The organism is Nonomuraea sp. NPDC050680 (assembly GCF_040654555.1).
In the GTDB taxonomy this organism is placed as follows: Bacteria; Actinomycetota; Actinomycetes; order Streptosporangiales; family Streptosporangiaceae; genus Nonomuraea.
On sequence record NZ_JBFAIF010000019.1, the window covers coordinates 38,408 to 55,654 of the forward strand.

20 protein-coding genes and 1 tRNA gene are annotated in these 17,247 nt (G+C 65.7%); 13 read left to right on the forward strand and 8 right to left on the reverse strand.

Annotation, left to right across the window (positions count from 1 at the left end; genetic code table 11):
- Nucleotides 1-314: 314 nt before the first annotated feature.
- The 5 genes from AB0H88_RS40465 to AB0H88_RS40485 all read left to right on the forward strand — a co-directional run bounded on the left by AB0H88_RS40465 (nt 315) and on the right by AB0H88_RS40485 (nt 2,027).
- Nucleotides 315-776 (forward strand): hypothetical protein, encoded by a 462-nt coding sequence (locus AB0H88_RS40465; protein ID WP_357653873.1) that lies wholly within the window; start codon nt 315-317, stop codon nt 774-776.
- Between the two features lie 43 nt (nt 777-819).
- On the forward strand, nt 820-1,173 hold the full coding sequence (locus AB0H88_RS40470; protein WP_357653874.1) for a hypothetical protein: 354 nt from the start codon (nt 820-822) through the stop codon (nt 1,171-1,173).
- Nucleotides 1,174-1,230: 57 nt separating this feature from the next.
- Nucleotides 1,231-1,581 carry a hypothetical protein gene (locus tag AB0H88_RS40475; protein ID WP_357653875.1) on the forward strand — a complete coding sequence of 117 codons (351 nt, stop codon included), beginning with the start codon at nt 1,231-1,233 and terminating at the stop codon, nt 1,579-1,581.
- Entirely contained in the window at nt 1,582-1,782 is a 201-nt protein-coding gene (locus tag AB0H88_RS40480; protein WP_357653876.1) for a hypothetical protein, read from the forward strand. It begins immediately after the preceding gene.
- A gap of 108 nt (nt 1,783-1,890) precedes the next feature.
- Nucleotides 1,891-2,027 (forward strand) — tRNA-OTHER (locus AB0H88_RS40485).
- Nucleotides 2,028-2,182: 155 nt separating this feature from the next.
- Here AB0H88_RS40485 and AB0H88_RS40490 read toward each other — a convergent pair.
- On the reverse strand, nt 2,183-2,770 hold the full coding sequence (locus tag AB0H88_RS40490; protein WP_357653877.1) for a TetR family transcriptional regulator: 588 nt from the start codon (nt 2,768-2,770) through the stop codon (nt 2,183-2,185).
- A 98-nt stretch (nt 2,771-2,868) separates the two neighbouring features.
- Between AB0H88_RS40490 and AB0H88_RS40495 the strand changes: the two genes are divergently transcribed.
- From AB0H88_RS40495 to AB0H88_RS40515, 5 genes are all read left to right on the forward strand, one after another.
- Complete coding sequence (locus AB0H88_RS40495) at nt 2,869-3,909, forward strand: NAD(P)-dependent alcohol dehydrogenase (protein ID WP_357653878.1); 1,041 nt, start codon at nt 2,869-2,871, stop codon at nt 3,907-3,909.
- Between the two features lie 717 nt (nt 3,910-4,626).
- Nucleotides 4,627-5,214, forward strand: a complete 588-nt coding sequence (locus tag AB0H88_RS40500; RefSeq protein WP_357653879.1) for a hypothetical protein — start codon at nt 4,627-4,629, stop codon at nt 5,212-5,214.
- Nucleotides 5,207-5,686 carry a nucleoside deaminase gene (locus tag AB0H88_RS40505; RefSeq protein ID WP_357653880.1) on the forward strand — a complete coding sequence of 160 codons (480 nt, stop codon included), beginning with the start codon at nt 5,207-5,209 and terminating at the stop codon, nt 5,684-5,686. Before AB0H88_RS40500 ends, AB0H88_RS40505 begins: the two co-directional genes overlap by 8 nt.
- A 270-nt stretch (nt 5,687-5,956) precedes the next feature.
- On the forward strand, nt 5,957-6,577 hold the full coding sequence (locus tag AB0H88_RS40510) for a nucleotidyltransferase domain-containing protein (protein ID WP_357653881.1): 621 nt from the start codon (nt 5,957-5,959) through the stop codon (nt 6,575-6,577).
- A 5-nt stretch (nt 6,578-6,582) separates the two neighbouring features.
- Nucleotides 6,583-7,452 carry a radical SAM protein gene (locus tag AB0H88_RS40515; RefSeq protein ID WP_357653882.1) on the forward strand — a complete coding sequence of 290 codons (870 nt, stop codon included), beginning with the start codon at nt 6,583-6,585 and terminating at the stop codon, nt 7,450-7,452.
- A gap of 484 nt (nt 7,453-7,936) precedes the next feature.
- On the opposite strand, the gene AB0H88_RS40520 is transcribed toward AB0H88_RS40515, so the two are convergent.
- From AB0H88_RS40520 to AB0H88_RS40530, 3 genes are read right to left on the reverse strand one after another with little or no spacing between them, the layout of a single operon-like run.
- Complete coding sequence (locus AB0H88_RS40520; RefSeq protein ID WP_357653883.1) at nt 7,937-8,965, reverse strand: class I mannose-6-phosphate isomerase; 1,029 nt, start codon at nt 8,963-8,965, stop codon at nt 7,937-7,939.
- A 24-nt stretch (nt 8,966-8,989) separates the two neighbouring features.
- On the reverse strand, nt 8,990-9,979 hold the full coding sequence (locus AB0H88_RS40525; RefSeq protein ID WP_357653884.1) for a tagatose 1,6-diphosphate aldolase: 990 nt from the start codon (nt 9,977-9,979) through the stop codon (nt 8,990-8,992).
- 33 nt (nt 9,980-10,012) lie between these two features.
- Nucleotides 10,013-10,138: a hypothetical protein gene (locus AB0H88_RS40530; protein WP_357653885.1), complete on the reverse strand. Its 126-nt coding sequence runs from the start codon at nt 10,136-10,138 to the stop codon at nt 10,013-10,015.
- A gap of 322 nt (nt 10,139-10,460) precedes the next feature.
- Here AB0H88_RS40530 and AB0H88_RS40535 point away from each other — a divergent pair, with 322 nt between their 5' ends.
- Complete coding sequence (locus AB0H88_RS40535) at nt 10,461-11,255, forward strand: DeoR/GlpR family DNA-binding transcription regulator (protein ID WP_357653886.1); 795 nt, start codon at nt 10,461-10,463, stop codon at nt 11,253-11,255.
- Here AB0H88_RS40535 and AB0H88_RS40540 read toward each other — a convergent pair.
- The 4 genes from AB0H88_RS40540 to AB0H88_RS40555 all read right to left on the reverse strand — a co-directional run bounded on the left by AB0H88_RS40540 (nt 11,252) and on the right by AB0H88_RS40555 (nt 14,963).
- Nucleotides 11,252-12,052: an ABC-2 family transporter protein gene (locus AB0H88_RS40540; protein ID WP_357653887.1), complete on the reverse strand. Its 801-nt coding sequence runs from the start codon at nt 12,050-12,052 to the stop codon at nt 11,252-11,254. The two genes, AB0H88_RS40535 and AB0H88_RS40540, sit on opposite strands and share 4 nt — an antisense overlap.
- Nucleotides 12,045-12,827, reverse strand: coding sequence for an ABC-2 family transporter protein (locus tag AB0H88_RS40545; protein WP_357653888.1), 783 nt, complete (start codon nt 12,825-12,827; stop codon nt 12,045-12,047). Before AB0H88_RS40545 ends, AB0H88_RS40540 begins: the two co-directional genes overlap by 8 nt.
- Nucleotides 12,824-13,750, reverse strand: coding sequence for an ATP-binding cassette domain-containing protein (locus AB0H88_RS40550; RefSeq protein ID WP_357653889.1), 927 nt, complete (start codon nt 13,748-13,750; stop codon nt 12,824-12,826). The genes AB0H88_RS40545 and AB0H88_RS40550 overlap by 4 nt, the downstream gene beginning before the upstream one ends.
- A gap of 229 nt (nt 13,751-13,979) precedes the next feature.
- Nucleotides 13,980-14,963, reverse strand: a complete 984-nt coding sequence (locus AB0H88_RS40555) for an LLM class flavin-dependent oxidoreductase (RefSeq protein WP_357653890.1) — start codon at nt 14,961-14,963, stop codon at nt 13,980-13,982.
- Nucleotides 14,964-15,274: 311 nt separating this feature from the next.
- Between AB0H88_RS40555 and AB0H88_RS40560 the strand changes: the two genes are divergently transcribed.
- Both AB0H88_RS40560 and AB0H88_RS40565 read left to right on the forward strand, forming a co-directional pair.
- A complete protein-coding gene (locus AB0H88_RS40560; protein WP_357653891.1) occupies nt 15,275-15,976 on the forward strand; it encodes an FCD domain-containing protein in 702 nt (233 codons plus the stop codon).
- A gap of 17 nt (nt 15,977-15,993) precedes the next feature.
- Nucleotides 15,994-17,241 (forward strand): extracellular solute-binding protein, encoded by a 1,248-nt coding sequence (locus AB0H88_RS40565; RefSeq protein ID WP_357653892.1) that lies wholly within the window; start codon nt 15,994-15,996, stop codon nt 17,239-17,241.
- The last annotated feature ends 6 nt before the right edge of the window (nt 17,242-17,247 follow it).

The following is a 17,247-nucleotide window of genomic DNA, read 5'->3' on the forward strand; positions in this document are numbered from 1 at the left end:
CGGTGATCGCGGGGGGCCTTCTGCGTGGGCGTACAGCGGCGACACACGCTACCGGGCCCGACGATCTAGGTTGTCGTCGAGCTGCTCTCCTCGCCTTCCCGTGAGCGGACCTCCGTGATCCACTCCTGGAAGGTGCAGAGCGTTCGTGCTGGGCTGCCACCCGTCGGTTACGGAGAGTTCCAGCTACAACACGGGCGCTACCTGATGCTGAAAGTCGCCTGCCGGGACGGAGATCTTACCGCCTCTCGCATTGCCTAATCGTGATCAGATGACTACTCTCTGCGACGATGCCATGAAGGTGAGGAGGTCGGACGATGCGATGGCCGTCGGGCGTATGCGTTCTCGCCACGTTGTCGGCCGCCGCCTTAACCGCCTGCGCCGGCGAGATCGGCGGCGAGAAGGGCCGGGCATCTGATCCGCAGTGCTTTATGGAGATTCTGCACGAAGGCATGAGCATCTCGTCAGCTGGCATCGGCGCGACCCTGAAGTACTGGTGCGAAGTGCCGCCCGTTCGACACCGGATATCCGTCCGGATACAGCTGCGGGACACCAACGGACGATGGGTGACCATGGATGAGAGGGGGGACCGCGCGGTTCCGCCGACGACGCCGAAGACGCTGACCGTGACCGCGCCCTGCTTTCCAGGTCTATGGCGTGCAAGAGGTACAGCCGTCGGCGCGACAAGGGGCACCGATGGCAAAGTGAAGGAGTTCGAACCCGCGCAGAAAGACAGCCCCGAACGATTGGTGAGCGCCAATGACTGCGAACGCCACTGAACCGCGCGGATCCCGAACGGCAGCACTACGGCATGCGGTTGACGTGCTGCGACTGTGCCTGCTCCGCCGATCCCGCAAGGGCGTCCTCGGCTACGCGTCCAGCGGAACAGGGCGAGGTGGCCCGGCTCTGTACGCGTCCAGGTGGAAGTCGCTGCTGCGGGCCGTCGCCGAAATATGGCGTCCTCGTATCCACCCGGCGCCGGCGGCAGACGAATGGGTGTTGGCCAGGGAAGCCGACGGCTGGGCGCTCCGGTCGGAAGGGGACATCGGCCCTGCCGTGTACTTCACCACGGACATCCCCGCTGATGATCAGAACGCGGCATTCGACTGGGCCCGTCGAGTAACACCTGACGTCGCGCAGAAGGCGATCCACTACGTGGGGCCGCCGCCGCTTTGAAGGCCTGACTCTCGCTCGTCCCCTCCAGACGGCAGCGAGACGGCCACGCGCGTTCAGGTGAAGACCGAGGCGATCATTGCGGACGTCGCGAAGGCGTTGACGCGGCTGTTCGACGTGACGGCGACCAAGGACTGGACCAACGCCACCGCCAAGGCGGACGTCGTGGTCGACGGGGAGACTCTCATCTCCGGCGCCCCGGTCACGTACCTGCTGTTCCTGGAGAAGCAGCTCGTCGACCTGCACACGTTCGTGTCGAAGCTGCCGACGCTCGACCCGGCCGAGACGTGGTCGTTCGACGACAACGCCGAGACCTGGCGCACCGAACCGGTCAAGACCACGCGCACCAAGAAGGTTCCGCGTAACCACGTGCTCGCCGAGGCGACGGACAAGCACCCCGCCCAGGTGTAGGTGTTCACCGAGGACATCGTGGTCGGCTACTGGACGAAGACCGCCTTCTCCGGGGCCCTGCCGGCCAAGCGCGTGAACGAGCTGCTGGCCCGCGTGCAGAAGTTGCAGGACGCCGTCAAGTACGCCCGTGAAGAGGCCAACGCGACCGCCGTCGATGACCAGGAGGTCGGCGACGCCGTGTTCGGGTACCTGTTCGCCTGACCCAATGACTCCCCGTTGAGCGCGGGGTGCGCGTAAGCGCAAAGCTGAAGCTCAAGCTGAAGCTGACGAACGGTTCAAGTGGAGGTTCGAGTCCTCCCCGAGGTACGCGCCTCGGTAGCCCAACTGGTAGAGGCAGCCGATCAAACTCAGATTCTCGCTCTAGCCTCAGTATCGCCGTCGAGCGCCAGATCAATCGAGGATGGACTGTGATTGTTGAGATGCCGGTTCGAATCCGGCTCGGGGCTCTTCGTGCCCCGGTGGCTCAATGGCAGAGCGCACGTCGTCAGGACTGATCCGTTCTCTTAAACGCCGCTGGCGCCGAATATGGCGGCACACATCAGGCCCCCCGGCTTGGGTAGTCCGGGGGGCCGCTGCCGTCCCCGGGCCTGATTGACCTGTTTCAGCCGGTCGTCACGGCCCGCCTGACGCTCTCGCGGAGCAGGGTGCGGCGCTGCTCGTGCAGCTCCGACGGCTCCTCGGCCGTCGCGGCGTAGACGTTGCTGACGGGCGACCATGCCATGGACATCGCGATGACCAGGGCCATCACGTCGAACGGGTCGCCCGGTCGCACGATGCCCGCGGCCTGCGCCTCGGCGATGGCGCGCAGCTTGTGGTCGTCGAGACGGTCGGCGTCGTCGACCAGGTGGCCGGCGGGACGTCGTTCCAGACGTGCCCAGGTGGCCAGCCGGATGAGGTCGGGGCGGCGGAGGTATTCGTCGTAGAGGCGTACGGCCCAGTCCGCGAGGTCGGTGGCGTCGATCGGGACGACGTTCACGATCCGCTCCAGCGAATCGGCGAAGATGGCGTCGAACAGCCCTTCCTTACTGCCGAAGTAGGCATACAGCTGCGCCTTGTTGGTGCGGGCGGCGGCCACGATCCGCTCGATGCGCGCCCCGGCGATCCCATACTCGGCGAACTCCTGAGTCGCTACGTCGAGCATGCGACTGCGGGTCGCCGCGCCACGGGAGGTCAGGGGCTGATCGGCCATGCCGTCCACTCTATCAAACAGAACAGTCGGTTTGTTTTACGGCCGGGAGAGAGCTAGTCTGCGATAGACCGAACAGTCTGTTTAAAGGAGTGGCATACATGAGGAGCACGTTGGGATGGCAGGCGGACGGTTCCGCAACGCTGCGGCAGGTGCCACTTGAGCGGCGCGACCTGCGGCCTGACGACATCGCGGTACGTGTGGACTACTGCGGCGTCTGCCACACCGATCTGCACGCCGTTCGCGCTCATCCCGGTGACACGAGCACGCCCCTTGTGCCGGGTCACGAGTTCACCGGGGTGGTGACCGAGATCGGGCCCGAAATCACCCGATTCGCCGTCGGTGACCCGGTCGCGGTCGGAAACATCGTCGACTCGTGTGGCGGGTGCGCCATGTGCCAGGCCGGCCAGGAGAACTTCTGCCACGAGTTCCCGACCCTGACCTACGGCGGCACCGACCGCCGCGACGGGTCGACCACGTTGGGCGGCTACTCCCGCGAATACGTCGTCCGCCACCATTTCGCCTACCCCCTCCCCGCCGGCCTCGACCCCGCCGCCGCGGCCCCTCTGCTCTGCGCCGGAGTCACCGTCTGGGAGCCGCTGCACACACTCGGCGTGGGACCGGGTGCCCGCGTCGCCGTGGCGGGACTTGGCGGTCTGGGCCATCTCGCGGTCAAACTCGCCGTGGCGCTCGGTGCCGGCACCACGGTCATCAGCCGGTCGGCGGACAAGATCGACGACGCCCGTCGCCTGGGCGCCCATGACCTCATCGTCTCCACGGATCCTGGGCAGATGGCCGTGGCCCGGGACCGGTTCGACGTCGTCATCGACACCATCTCCGCCCCCCACGACCTCGGCCCGTACCTGCGGCTGGTCGCCATGGACGGGACGCTCAGCCACCTCGGGCACCTCGGACCGGTCACCGTACAGACCACCGATCTGCTCGTCGGACGTAAGAGGCTCAGTTCCGCGGGCAGCGGCGGGCGGCCCGCGACCGCCGCCATGCTGGCGTTCTGTGCCGAGCGCGGTATCACCGCCGACATCGAACTTCTCCCCTCGGCACGCGTCAACGAAGCCCTCGATCGCCTCCAGCGCAACGACGTCCGCTATCGGTTCGTACTCGACATGTCTGATCTGTCCTGAACGAGCAGGACGCGGATCTCGTGGTCTCTCACCGCAACCTCGAGACGTCAAAAGGAATCGAAGGGAAGGCGTCATCGTGATCCACCAGGCCCGGTTCCCCCGCAGGGGTACGCCAGCCGCCCTTACGAACGCCGCCACGTCGTCAGCGCTGACCGTCTGCTGAAGTCCCGCATCGAACCGGTGAACACCCTGCTCTCTGGGCCGTCCACAGCAACGAAGCTGGTCACACGGTCTGGGGGCTCATGGCGGCGCTTCGGGGGCGGTCCGTCGTTATACGACCCTTCAGGTCGGCTTAAATTCGGGCCTTCTCGTACGAACAACTCAGCGCCTCGGTATCACCAAAGTTCTCCGGAAATGGACGACGTGATCACGACTCGTCCTGCCTCTGGATGGGCGCCGGTGAACGTGATACAAGTCGAAGTGACCCCTCCTTCATCTCGCATGCTTATAGTGCCTGGCCGGAAATCGATAAGAAGGGCCATCCGGACAATGGGTGTATTGAAGGCTCCGGGTATTTCACCTCGATGGCGCGGTGGGAAGAAACCCGTCACGTTGCGAATCCTTATAAAGCTATCTGTACCCATAACATTGGGATTCTTTGCCAATTTGGTGGCGAATGCCGTCTCTGATGGGCAAAGACTAGGATCGGTGCCAAGTCGTCTCGGCTGGTGGAATCTCCTACTGCCCATAGGGGTTGCCTTGCTGATCTTTGACCTCATGAACGACATCTTGACGCAGCGCGCGGCCGCAGTTGCCGAAAGAAATGCCCACCGGCAATCCCTGGGGCGTCTCAAGGAGAACAACCGGCAGGTGATTTCTTCGCTCTTGCAGACGATGGGCAGAAGCCCGCGGCGGGGGAATGCCAATGTGCATCTTTTCTACGCGGACACGGTGGGCGACCGAACGGTACTGCGCAAAGATCGTCTGGTGCACTATGAGTGCGAAGACCTGCCGCTCAACCATTCTCTGGACGTAGCATACGTCGACACCGACGAGCTCATCATATGTGATTCCTACAAGAATGACGAAATAGTCTACGAAGAGCTTCCTGTAACGCATCCGGAGCGATACAACGCGAGAATCAAGAACAAGGTGGACCCGCAGATCTCTTGGGTTCTGGCGCTTCCAATGCACCGTGAGAATGATACGCCCGCCGGAGTTCTGTGCGCCTTCGGCAATAAAAGGGTGTTGTCGGACGACGCGATTCGCAGAAGTTTTCAGAGCTTGGCGGTGGGGGTGACGGATGTCATTGTCCGGCTGAAAGCACTGGAGTTGGAAGAAGAGAGGGCGACCGAGCGTGCGTGACCTGCACCCAAACGAGCGAGCGATGGGCGTGGCGATAGAAACCGCCGGACGGGCGGCTCCGTCGGGAAACTATCGGATCGGCGCGGTTGTCGTGGACAGCCGAATGGAGATCACCGGGTCGGCTTTCACCGAGTTGCACTCTCAGCACGACCCCACCGCACACGCGGAAATACTCGCCCTTCGGCGCGCGTGTGCCAGCGCGAACAGCAGATACTTGCCCGGCTGCTTCCTCTATACCACCTTGGAGCCGTGCCCGATGTGCACGTCCGCCGCCATATGGGCCAAGGTCGAGGGCATCGTGTACGGGGCCAGCCTGGAGGACGCCGACGACTTCGCGCGCAAGTCCGGTCCGGGCTTCTCGTGGCGGCAGATCAATATAAAAGCCGCCTATGTGGTCGCCCGCGGCACCCCCCTCCTTCGACTGCACGAAGGTTTCATGCGCGACGAATGTATTAAACTAGCCTCCCCCTAGCCTTCCATGTATGAGCCATATGACTACGTCGTGACTTCAAACGGCATCCTGGGCTCGTTCCGAGCCTATACGGAGAGCGGGAACATCGCCTTTCGGCCCGTCTACCACTGCTCCGCCGGTAAGTGGACGAAGTTGACAGCGCGCACAGCGGCGGCCCTGCCCGGGCGAAGGCATCTCCTGCTCGACCGAGACTGCGCGCTGGCCCGAGAGGAAGAGGTCACTCTTTTGACCTCATGGAGGTCACGTGCAGTCGGCTCAGCTCCGTCGTCTATGAGCGACCACCCTGCAGCCCTGCGCGGACTGCTGTCCGAATTGGGGTCCCGAGGGATTGGTGTCTATCTCTACGGATCGCGTCTGCTCGGGCGACGGTCGGGAGGCTCCGACTGGGACTTCATCGTCGACCACCGGGGCGATCTCGCCGAACTCCTGAGAAGCTGCCAAGACCGTCCGGGTGCTTTTCTCGGCATGCGGGAGTTTTCGAGCATCGCTGCCTCCTATGAAGGAAACACGATCGGCTTGGCCAGCAGAGAGGATGTTCTTCAGATACTCGGCAAGAGCTGGTGCGCGCTGAGCGTCGCGGGTTCGGTGATCGACTTCTTCCTTACCGGCAGCGGAAGCAAGAGAATTCCGGACATGCGATCAGGCCATCTCTCGATGACCGATTGTGAGGGTGTCATCGAGCCTAGTTCTGGATCGAGCTTCCGCATGCCCCGCAGGGTATGTATACGTACCTCTACGACGCAGACAGTAAATCTCCATCACCTCTCTTGGGTATTATGCGGACTTGAACAGATGGCCGGATCAAGGGTTACGCTACGCGATGTCTTCCTTCACGGTCCTTCTGACGTCTGGCTGAGCCCTTGGATCTCGAAGCTCTCCTTTGATGCGTAGGGATCATGGTACGCCACTTCAGCACTCACCGTCTGGTCTGCTGGCGTCTCTCTCGCCATTGCAACCGCGCGTGTTCATTCTGCCTGTCCACCAGTGGCCCGCGTGTCGCACATCCGGGGCATGATCCGTTCGTCATAGCGGAGCGGCTGCTTGAGCTCAAGGTGGAAAAAATCTCCTACTCCGGCGGTGAACCATTCGAGTACCCACTTTTCGCTCGTCTGGTGGACCATGTCCGTGAGCTTGGCATTCTCCAGCTCGTCACGACGAACGGAGATCGGCTGTCCATCGACATTCCTGCCTGGATCAAATCGTTCGAGTATGTGAAACTGTCGTTCTATGGGTCACGTTCGATACATGATCGCTTGATGGGGAGAGGAAACTACGATCAGCAACTGTCGCTGGCCGACCGACTGATCAGTGCCCACGACGTCACAGTGGGCGCCAACTACATGCTCTCCGCGGAGTCCGTGGACGATGTTCGGGTTTTTGTGGAGGATGTGGCCAGATGCGGCTTCAACGATGTGCTATTTCAAACTTATATTCATAACCGACGTACGCGGGTGGACCGGAGGTTTGCCCTCTCTGGCCCGCAGCAGGCCATAGCCAGACTGAGAGATTCATTGGCCGGCTACGCCGATCGCCTGCCGGGAGGAATGAAAGTCCATGACTACTCTCAGCGGGATTGGTTCGTCGTGCTCGACGAAGCGGGCCGGCTCACCCTTCCATCGAGCACGGCGGAACCGGACTTCATCATGGGTCGAGTGACCGACGACGTGCTCCAAGTCGAACCTGAGGTTCCTGTTTCGGCGCGGTCGGCGCTCGAAACGATCTGGAAACGGCGTTTTGACACCGATGCGATCATCGATCTTGCATAGTCGGTGAAACACGGCGTATCGGTGCTGCGTTCTTCCCCAGAGACGGTGCGGCGCCGTCTTCGGAGCGGCTTGCGGTGGATCGAGGCAGGATGTGCTCATGCTTGCTGCGCGGTCTCGACGGTGAGCGTGTAATCGACGCCCGTATGGAAGTCGCCGGAGGACCCGCGCATGCTCAGTAGTGGTGTGACGGCCGGGCCGCAGCGGTTGGAAGTGCGCCCAGACGCCACAAGCGTAGAACGTTGTCCTACCCCCATGCCGGTCACAGGATTGCCCGCCACGCTGGTCACATGAACGACGGCGTCTTGTCGTACGGCCCCGCGACTACCGCGTTGGTTGCTCACACTGGCTCGCACTGAAATGGGGTTTCGAATCCCCAAGGAGGTATGCGGCGGTTTCTGGCTCTGGGACGTCCGCTAAGGCCAGATGACGTCGTCGAGGAAGGCTTCGACTGCGTCGTCACCTGGCCGAGGACCTCGGCGGGCCTTCAGTGGACTTCTGGGCTGGGTTTGCAGCGCACCGCCGCGGCGTCGCCGCGCAGGGTGCACCACCCGGCCGCGTACGGGAGGAGCAGCGTGTCCCCGGACTTGACCGGGACCGGCGGGGCATGCTCGCTCGTGACGATCCCGGCGCCATCGGTGACCGCGACGATCGAGTACGCCGGCTCCAGCACGCTGACGGGGTCGGGACGCAGCCTCTCGGCGGCGAAGAACTCGTCGGCGAACTCGGCGAAGAGGCGGCGAACCCCGGGCCGGGCGTCACTCGCCGGTTGGCGGGCGCGGCGTAGCTCGTTCAGCCGTTCCGCGCCCCAGCCGCTCCTGTCGACGCAGCCGAGCGCCTGGTCGTAGCCGAGCCCCAGGTGCCCGACGGCCGGGCCGTCGACGGCGAAGCCCTCCCATTCGAGCAGCACGGAGAAGTCGGTCGGCTCCTGCACCTCCACCATGAGGATCCCGGCCCCGATGGCGTGCGGCAGACCCGCGGGGCACACGATGGCGTCGCCGGCCCGCACCGGTACGCGGTTCGTGGCGTCGAGCATCTGATCGATTCGCTGGTCAGCGACCCAGCGGGCCAATTCGTCGGGCTCGACGTCCCTGGCGAAGCCGAGATGCACCACCGCCTCCGGCTCGGCCGAGACGATCACCCATGCCTCGGTCTTCCCGTACGGCGAGGCCAGGTGGTCGGCGGCGAATCGCCGATCGGGGTGCACGTGCAGCGGTAGCCGTTCCCCGGCGTCCAGCAGCTTCACCAGGATCGCGGGGTCGGCACCGTGTTCCGCGACGTGTTGTTCGCCCAGCCACCACACCGGATCGCCGGCGATCGCCTCGGCGAGTGACCGGCCGTCGGGCAGTGTGGTCACTCCCGCGGGCGCCGCCCCGTGCCGGCTGGTGGTCGAGGCGACCCAATCCTCCGGATAGTAGGGATCATCGGCGGACGGAATCCCGCGGAAGCGGCCGATGCGCCCGGCACCCCGGTAGAACGAGCGTGGAGTGTTCGCGGGCAGAAGGTAGCTGGTCACGCAGATGCTCCCGGGTCAGGCGTTTCATGAGCGGTACCATTCGGCGGGTAGTTCCTTGACCACCACGTCGAGTGGCCAGGCCGGTGTGAAGGGGCGCCCGTACCTCCGCGTCACCGCGTTGAGCTCCTCGAGTCGCTCCCTGGCCGCCGCGATGGCCTCCTCGCGGGCGGCGGGGTCGTGGGTGGACACGGCGTCGCGCCAGATCGACCGGCCGGCGAGGTAACCGGCGGCGCCGGCCTGGCAGGCGATCTCGACCTGCGTCTTGAAGTCGGCATATCCCACCCCGGCGGACAGGATCACCCACGGTACGCTCACCACCGAGTCCAGCTCCGCGCAGGCGGCGGCCGCCTGCGCACGTCCTTCTGCCGTGTCGACGTAGCCGGGGAACTCCACTTTGAGCATGTCGACGCCGAGCTTGTTGGCGGCCGCGGCGGAGGCGATGATGCCGCGCACCCGGTCGGCCTTCCACTCGGCGGTGGTCGGGTCCTCGCCCGGCAGCGGGTACCAGATCGGCTCGACTACCAGGGGCAGGCTGAGCTGGGCGCATTCGGCGGCGAGGCCGGCCACGAGCTGCCGCTGCTCCTCGGCGACGACTCGATCGGCGTCGGGGCGGTAGAACCACAGCAACTTGCACATGTCGGCGCCGGTCAGCTTGATGCGGGTGGCGCTCCAGTTCTCGCGCAGCCGGGTATGGCGCGGACCGTCCGGGTGCCGGTAGTCCTCGTCCTCGATGCTCGACATCAGCCCGACGGTTCCGGGGACCGCGCCGGAGGCCACGAGGTGGCCGAGGGCGTACAGCGGGTCGAGCAGCACGGCCGAGATCGACGGGGCCACGGCGCGGACCACCGCGTCTTTCGCGGCGACGACATCGGCGAAGGTGACGCTCGCCGGATCGGGCGCGAGCAGTTCGGCGAAGTCGGACAGGTGGTCGAGGGCGCAGATGAGGAAGTAGCCATCGGCGCTGGTGACGCGCTGCAGACCACGGATCTTGCCAGGATCGATGATCGAGTTCACTGGGTGTCTCCAGGTGCTACTTGAACGTAGGGCTCAAGCGGTGGCCTGCTCCGGCCCGCCCCTGTTCGGGCAGTCGGAGAGCAGCACGCCGGCGACGAACGTGTCGTCGAGCCCGATCGTGGTGGGCCCGGATGGGCCAGGTACGGCGTTGGGATGCACTCGGCGCGCCGGCCGTCGCTGAGCGGACCTTCGGCAGGCCAGCAGGTCGGCAGCGGCGCTGTGGCCGCTGCGCCGCCAAGGCAGTGCGGCGCGCCGCCCGAAGGCCGCGGCCTGCCGGCTGTCATCGCTTCTCCTAAGACGCAGGAGTCTGAACACAGTGGTCCGGGGATGGCAACGTTGCGGGTTCCTGCAGTATTCGCTAGGCAGGCTTGCCTATATTCGCCACAGTATGCTTGATGTTGCGAATGGGTCAATGGTTGGGTCGCAAAGAATCGCAGTAACCTGAAACTAGCCGCAACTAGCCGCATCGCAGGAGCGAATCATGCAGGACACGGCACTGCCCGCGAAGCGTCGCGCCGAACTCGTGAGGCACGTCCGCGAACGCGGTCACGCCACGGTCGCCGAGCTGGCAGAACTCTTCGCCGTGTCCATGGACACCATCCGTCGTGACCTCGACCACCTCGCGGAGCGGCAGCTGATCGCCCGAACCCACGGTGGCGCGATGCACAAGGACGAATTGGCCACGGCCGACACCCCGTTCGACAGTCGCGCGGCCGCGCACCACCAGGCCAAGCAGGCCATCGGCATCGCCGCGGCGCGGCTCATCTCCAACGGCGAGACCCTGATCGTCAACGGCGGCACGACCACGCTCGCGGTGGTCCGGGCGCTCACCGGCAAGCGTGACCTCACGGTGGTGACGAACAATCTGCGCCTGCCCCCCGAGATCCCGCAGGAGGCCGTACGCGACCTCTATGTGATCGGTGGCAGCTGCCGCATCTCGTCGAATGTCACCATTGGGCCGGTGACCTTCGCCGACACCCAGGGCATCAGCGCCGACACCGCGGTGATCGGCGTCGGCGGCATCTCGGCCAGTGGTGGGCTGTCCACCAGCAACCTGCAAGAGGCCCAGATGATGCGCCAGATGATCGACGCGGGCACGCGGGTCGTCGTCGTGGCCGACGCGTCGAAGTTCGGCAGGAGCGCCTTCGTGCACATCTGCGGCCTTGACCGAGTATCGGTCCTGGTCACCGACGCGCCGCCGCCGGAGGACCTCGCCGTGGCATTGAAGGACGCCGAGGTGGAGCTGGTCACCGTGGGAGGCGCCCCGACGCTCTAACTCCCCACGCTCTGGTAGTGCCGGAGTTGGTGGCACCAGAAGCGGTAGGCGAGGGTGAACAGGGCGAGCCCCAGGAGCGGGCTGCCGTATGCCACGAAGGCGGGGACGTTCAGCGACGCGGCCTTGCCCAGCAGTACGCTCGCCGGTACGTAAGCCACGAACGCGACCGGCAGCACGAACGTCAGCAACCACTGCGTGACCCCGCCGAACACGCTCATCGGGTACGAGCCGAACTTGCTGAACACGTCATCCAGGAACCCGCGCAGAGCGGCGGTGTCCAGCATGCGCATCGACAGGGACGCCAGCGACAGGTGGACCGAGCTCTCCACCAGCGCGCCGCCTATGACGGCCAGCAGGCAGAGGGCGGCCATGGGCGCGCTCCAGGCGGGGGCCGCCACCAGCAGCAGGACCAGGCCGGTCAGCAGGTCGCCTACCTGGCCGACGCCCATGCGTTTGGTCATGATCTGGAGAAGTGGGTTGAGCGGGCGGAGCAGGACACGGTCCAGTTCGCCCTCCCGGACCAGCCATTCCATGAAGATGAGGCTGCTCAGCGGCAGCATGCAGAGCGCGTGGGCGGTCAGCCGCAGGCCGTACAGGAAGGCGATCTCCCGGAGGGTCCAGCCGGCCATGGAGGGGAAGGTGTGCATGACGACCCACACGAAGGCGAAGCCGCTGCCCTGGTAGACCGCTCCGGTCGCGATGCCGATCAGCGCGTTGAGCCGATACTGCAGGGCGCCACGCATGGTGGCACGCTGGAGCCGCCAGTACAGGCGCAGGGTGCGGGCGAGCTCAGCCACCGTTGATCACCACCCTGCGGTGGGCCCGCTGCCAGAGCGCCCACAGCAGGACCGTGAGCCCGGCGACCCACGCGACCTCGGCGGCCAGCGCATGCAGGACGGACGCGCCCGACAGGTGGCCGACGTAGACGGCCGCGGGCACGTAGCCCAGGTACTTGAACGGCAGCACCTCGGCCAGGGTGCCCAGCGCACCGGGGAAGAACGACAGCGGGACCAGGGTTCCGGCGAAGAACTGGCTGGTCAGCCGGTACAGCAGCGCGATCGCGCTCGTCTCCAGCGTCCAGAAGCCGATCAGGCAGATGAGCAGCGACAGCTGCACCGAGATGGCGTAGCCGAGCAGCAGTGTTCCGGCGTAGGCGAGCGGCCGGCCGGTGGGGGTGATCGAGCCGACCAGCAGGACCACCGGGATGGCGGGTGCCAGCAGGAGGAGGCCGCCGGAGGTGTGTCCGGCCTGGAAGGCGGCCAGTTGCGGCAGGTAGCCGGTCGGCCGGGACAGGTCGAAGAACACCATGCCGGTACGGATCCTGAGCAGGGCGATGTACGGAATGACCGGCGTGGTGGCGAACGCCTGGAGGTTGGCCAGGCTCAGGTAGGCCAGGAGTTGCGGGAGCGTCATGCCCTGGGCCTGCTGCTGCGCGCCGTACACCGAGGTCCAGACCATGCGCAGCAGGAAGACCTGCGCGATCAGCGTCAGCACGGTCATGATCACGTCGCTGCGGTAGGCGAGCTGGAAGCGCAGGCCGATGCGGGCCGTCCCGATCAGGGGGCGGATCATCGCGTGCTCTCGATATACAGCTGCTTGATCACGCCCTCCAGGTCGGGCTCCTGGATGGACAGGTCGCGGATGGTCTGTTCGGCGGCGACCTGGCCGATCAACTCGGGGACGGAGGCGCCGTCGGCGATGTCGAAGGTGCGGGTCTGGCCGTCGGCCAGGTGGATCGCCAGCCGCCGGGGCGGGGCGTAGGCGGTGACGAGGGCGTCGATGCCGCCGTCATAGAGCACCCGGCCCTTGTCGATCACGATGATGCGCTTGCACAGCGCCTCGACGTCGGCCAGGTCGTGGGTGGTCAGTACGACCGTGGTGCGCCCGGCTTGGTTCGTGTCGGAGATGAACTCGCGTACCGCCTGCTTGGCCAGGACGTCGAGGCCGACGGTCGGTTCGTCCAGGTACAGGATGGGCGGGTCGTACAGCATGGCGGCTGCCAGGTCGCCGCGCATCCGTTGGCCGAGGCTGAGCTGCCGGACCGGCGTGTCCAGGAAGTCGTCGAGGCCGAGCAGGTCGCGCATGCGGCGCAGCGAGGTGGTGAAACGGTCGGCGGGTACGTCGTACAGGTCGCCGACCAGGCGTAACGACTCGATCAGCGGCAGGTCCCACCAGAGCTGGCTGCGCTGGCCGAAGACCACGCCGACGGATCTGGCGTTGGCCTTCCGGTCCCGCCACGGCACCCGACCGGCCACCTCGATCAGGCCGCTGGTGGGGGTGAGGATGCCGGTCAGCATTTTCACTGTGGTGGACTTGCCGGCGCCGTTGGGGCCGAGGTAGCCGACGACCTCGCCTTCGGGGATCTCGAAGCTGACGTCGTCGACGGCGATCCGCTCGTCGTACTGGCGGGTGACGAGGGTGCGTAGGGCGCCCATGGGGCCCGAGAAGGTTCGAGGACGGCGGAAGATCTTCGTCAGGGACTCGACCTTGATCATGGCGACATCCTTCAGCGAAGGATGCGGCGCGGCAACTAGTTTCCGGCGGAGAAACAGCCGAGGCCCCGCCAATGTTCTGGCGGGGCCTCGGCCTTACGAGTGCGTACCGGTGTGCGTGTCGCCTCTCGGCGAAAGGCGCAACGCGGCTCCAGCCGAACGGTATTCCGCGAAGGCAATAGGTGAGGCCCGGGGACACTGGGCACACCGGCCACGAGTTGTGTAACCGCGGTCAGCCGCCGATTGTTCCCGGTGACAGCAATTCGAGGGAGCGCAGCCAGGCTTTCCGGTCGGGGGCCATGGAGACGACGATCAGCTCGTCGGCCTGGGCCTGCTTGGCGAAGCGATCGAGGTAGTCCCGCACCTCGGCGGCGGTTCCGACGCCGGAGTACTTGGCCATCTGCAGGAGCCGCTGCCCGGCCGGTGAGGCGAGGATGACGTCGGCCTCCTCCGGGGTGAACGTCTGGCCACGGCCGAGGAACCGGGTCACCCTGCTGCGCTTGGCGTCCAGGAACTGCGCCTCCGCCTCCTCCGTGGTGTCCGCCGCGACGACGTTGACACCGGCGATGACGTACGGCTCCGCCAGCTGCCTGGACGGCTGGAACTCGCGCCGGTAGAGCGTGACGGCGTCCTCCAGCGCGGTGGGGGCGAAGTGGGAGGCGAAGGCGTACGGGAGGCCGAGCATGGCGGCGAGCTTGGCGCCGAACAGGGACGAGCCGAGGATGTAGAGCGGCACGTCAGTGCCCTTGCCCGGGGTCGCGTCGATGCCCGGGATGCGGGATTCGCCCGTCAGGTAGCCCTGGAGTTCCAGTACGTCCTGTGGGAAGTCGTCGGCGGTGGCCGGGTTGCGGCGCAGGGCGCGCATGGTCTGCTGGTCGCTGCCCGGCGCCCGGCCGAGGCCGAGGTCGATGCGTCCGGGATGCAGGGTTTCGAGTGTGCCGAACTGTTCGGCGATGGTCAGCGGCGCGTGGTTGGGCAGCATGATGCCGCCGGCCCCGAGGCGAATCGTTTGGGTCTGTGAGGCTACGTGGGCTATGAGGACGCTGGTCGCGGAAGAGGCGATGGAGGGCATGTTGTGGTGCTCCGCGTACCAGATCCGCTGGTAGCCCCACTCCTCCGCGCGCTGGGCCATGGTCACGCTGGCGCGGAAGCTGTCACCCGCCGTCTCTCCGTCTCCGATGTGTGCGAGGTCAAGGATGGAGAGCGGGAAAGCCATGAAAGGTGCAACCGCCGACGAGCCGGAGTTATTTCGGCGACCGAACAGTTACCTCGACGGCCAGTATTCCTCCCCCCCGTAGCTAGGCGAACATGAGTCGGCACACACGGGGATCCAACAGGGGGATCGTTCCAGCGTGAGCGCATAGATCCTGTGAAGCCGCACCGGCACGTCAAGACGCCCTGAGGCCGCTGGTCGCCGCCTGCGCGAGAACCCCGCCAGGCGGCGACCTGGCCTGAGCGCTGAGGTTCTTTACTCAACGCTAATCTCCTCATAGACGGCCATGAGGAAAAGTGATTAGATGACTTGATATGTCCGAGGTAACGCGGCCCAGCCTTTCCGACGCTCTGACCGAGCGCATGCTGGAGCTCATCCGTACAGGTGGGCACCGGCCGGGCGACAGGCTGCCCTCGACGCGGGAGCTCTCCCAGCGCTTCGCCGTCACCACCCCGACGCTGCGTGAGGCGCTGCGCAGACTCGAGGCCACCGGGGCCATCGAGATGCGGCACGGATCCGGCATCTATGTCGGAGCCGACATCGAGCGGCTCGTGCTCCCCAACCCCAACATGCGCGAGATGCACGCCGCCCAGCTGCTGGAGTTGCTCGGCGCGCGCATCGTCATCGAGCCGCCGCTGGCCGCGATGGCCGCGGCACGCGCGACCGGCGAGGAACTGGTCGCGCTCCAGCGCGTGCTCGAGGCCGCCGCCAGGCACCTGCGCGGCCAGGACGCCGAGCTGCACGACACCAACATGACCTTCCACCGGGCGACCGCCCGGCTGGCGGGCAACAGCGTGCTGCACGAGGTGGTCGACTCGCTGCTGACCGTCCACGGTCCCGAGCAGCGGGAGATCCTGCAGATCTTCGACGACCGGCGCCGTGACTACGACGAGCACCTGGCGATCCTGGAGGCCATCGAGGCGCATGACGCCGCGGCGGCCGAGGAGCGGATGCGAGCTCACCTGGTGGACGTCAAGACCGTAATAGAGCAGAGGTTGCAACACCCCCCCAAATGAAACAAGGAGGCCGGGGCATGATCCGGTCACGCGTTGTCACGCTCGGCGTGGCAGCTCTCTTTCTCGCCGCTTGTGGCGGCAATACCGAGGCGCCGCAGAAGAAGTCCGAACTGTCGCTGTACAACGACAAGGGCGCCTGGAGCAAATACTTCGACGAGATGGGCGCTCTGTCGAAGCAGCAGATCGGCTTAGGCATGAAGCCGGTCGGCTACACCGATTCGGCCCAGTACCAGGCCTTCATCAAGGCGTCGTTCCGTACGAACGTCAAACCCGACCTCTTCACCTGGCAGACCGGCGGGATGCTGGAAGAGATCGTCAAGCAGAAGCAGGTGGCCGACACCTCGGCCATCTGGCAGGAGGCGATCAAGGCCGGCGACCTGTCGCCGGACCTGGCCCCCTATTACACGGTGGGCGGCAAGCAGTACTGCGTGCCGATGAACGTCGCCTACTGGGGCATGTTCTACAACAAGAAGGTCTTCGACAAGTACGGCCTGCAGCCCCCCACCACGTGGGACGAGCTGGTCAAGGTGGCCGAAACCCTGAAGAAGAACAACGTCAAGGCCTTCTACCACACCAGCGTGCTGTTCTCCTTCGTCTGGTTCGAGCAGCTGATGGCGGGCATGGACCCCGACCTGTACGACCGGCTCTCCACGGGCAAGGCCAAGTACACGGACCCGGGCGTGGTCCAGGTGATGGAGAAGTGGAAGCAGCTCATCGACGCCGGATATTTCATCAATCCAGGCGATAAAACCGACCCGGGCGACGTGCTGAAGAACGGCAAGGCGGCCATGGTCTCCTTCGGCACCTGGTTCAACACCAGCATGACCCAGCGCGACCTGAAGGCCGGCACCGACTACGGCTTCTTCGCGATCCCGAACGTGAACGCCGCGCTCCCCAAGACCTCGATGATCTTCGAGAGCGGCCCGCTCTGCTCGCTGACCAAGGCGGCCGACCCCGAGGCCGGCCAGAAGTACCTCAAGTGGTGGACCACGCAGCCCGCCCAGGACAAGTGGGCCACGACCCGCGGCGACGTCAGCGCCAACCCCAAGGTGACGATCAAGGACGAGGCGCTCGGCCAGGTCACCAAGGACGCGGGCGGCGGCAAGTACCGCCTGGTCAACCGCTACTTCGAGGCCACACCGCCGCCGATCCTGACGGCCGCGCTCGACGGCTTCAGCAAGTTCGTGACCGAGCCCGGCACGTACAAGGAAGTGCTGGAGACCATCCAGAAGGCCGCTGACGAGTACTGGAGCACGCATCAGTGATGCGCG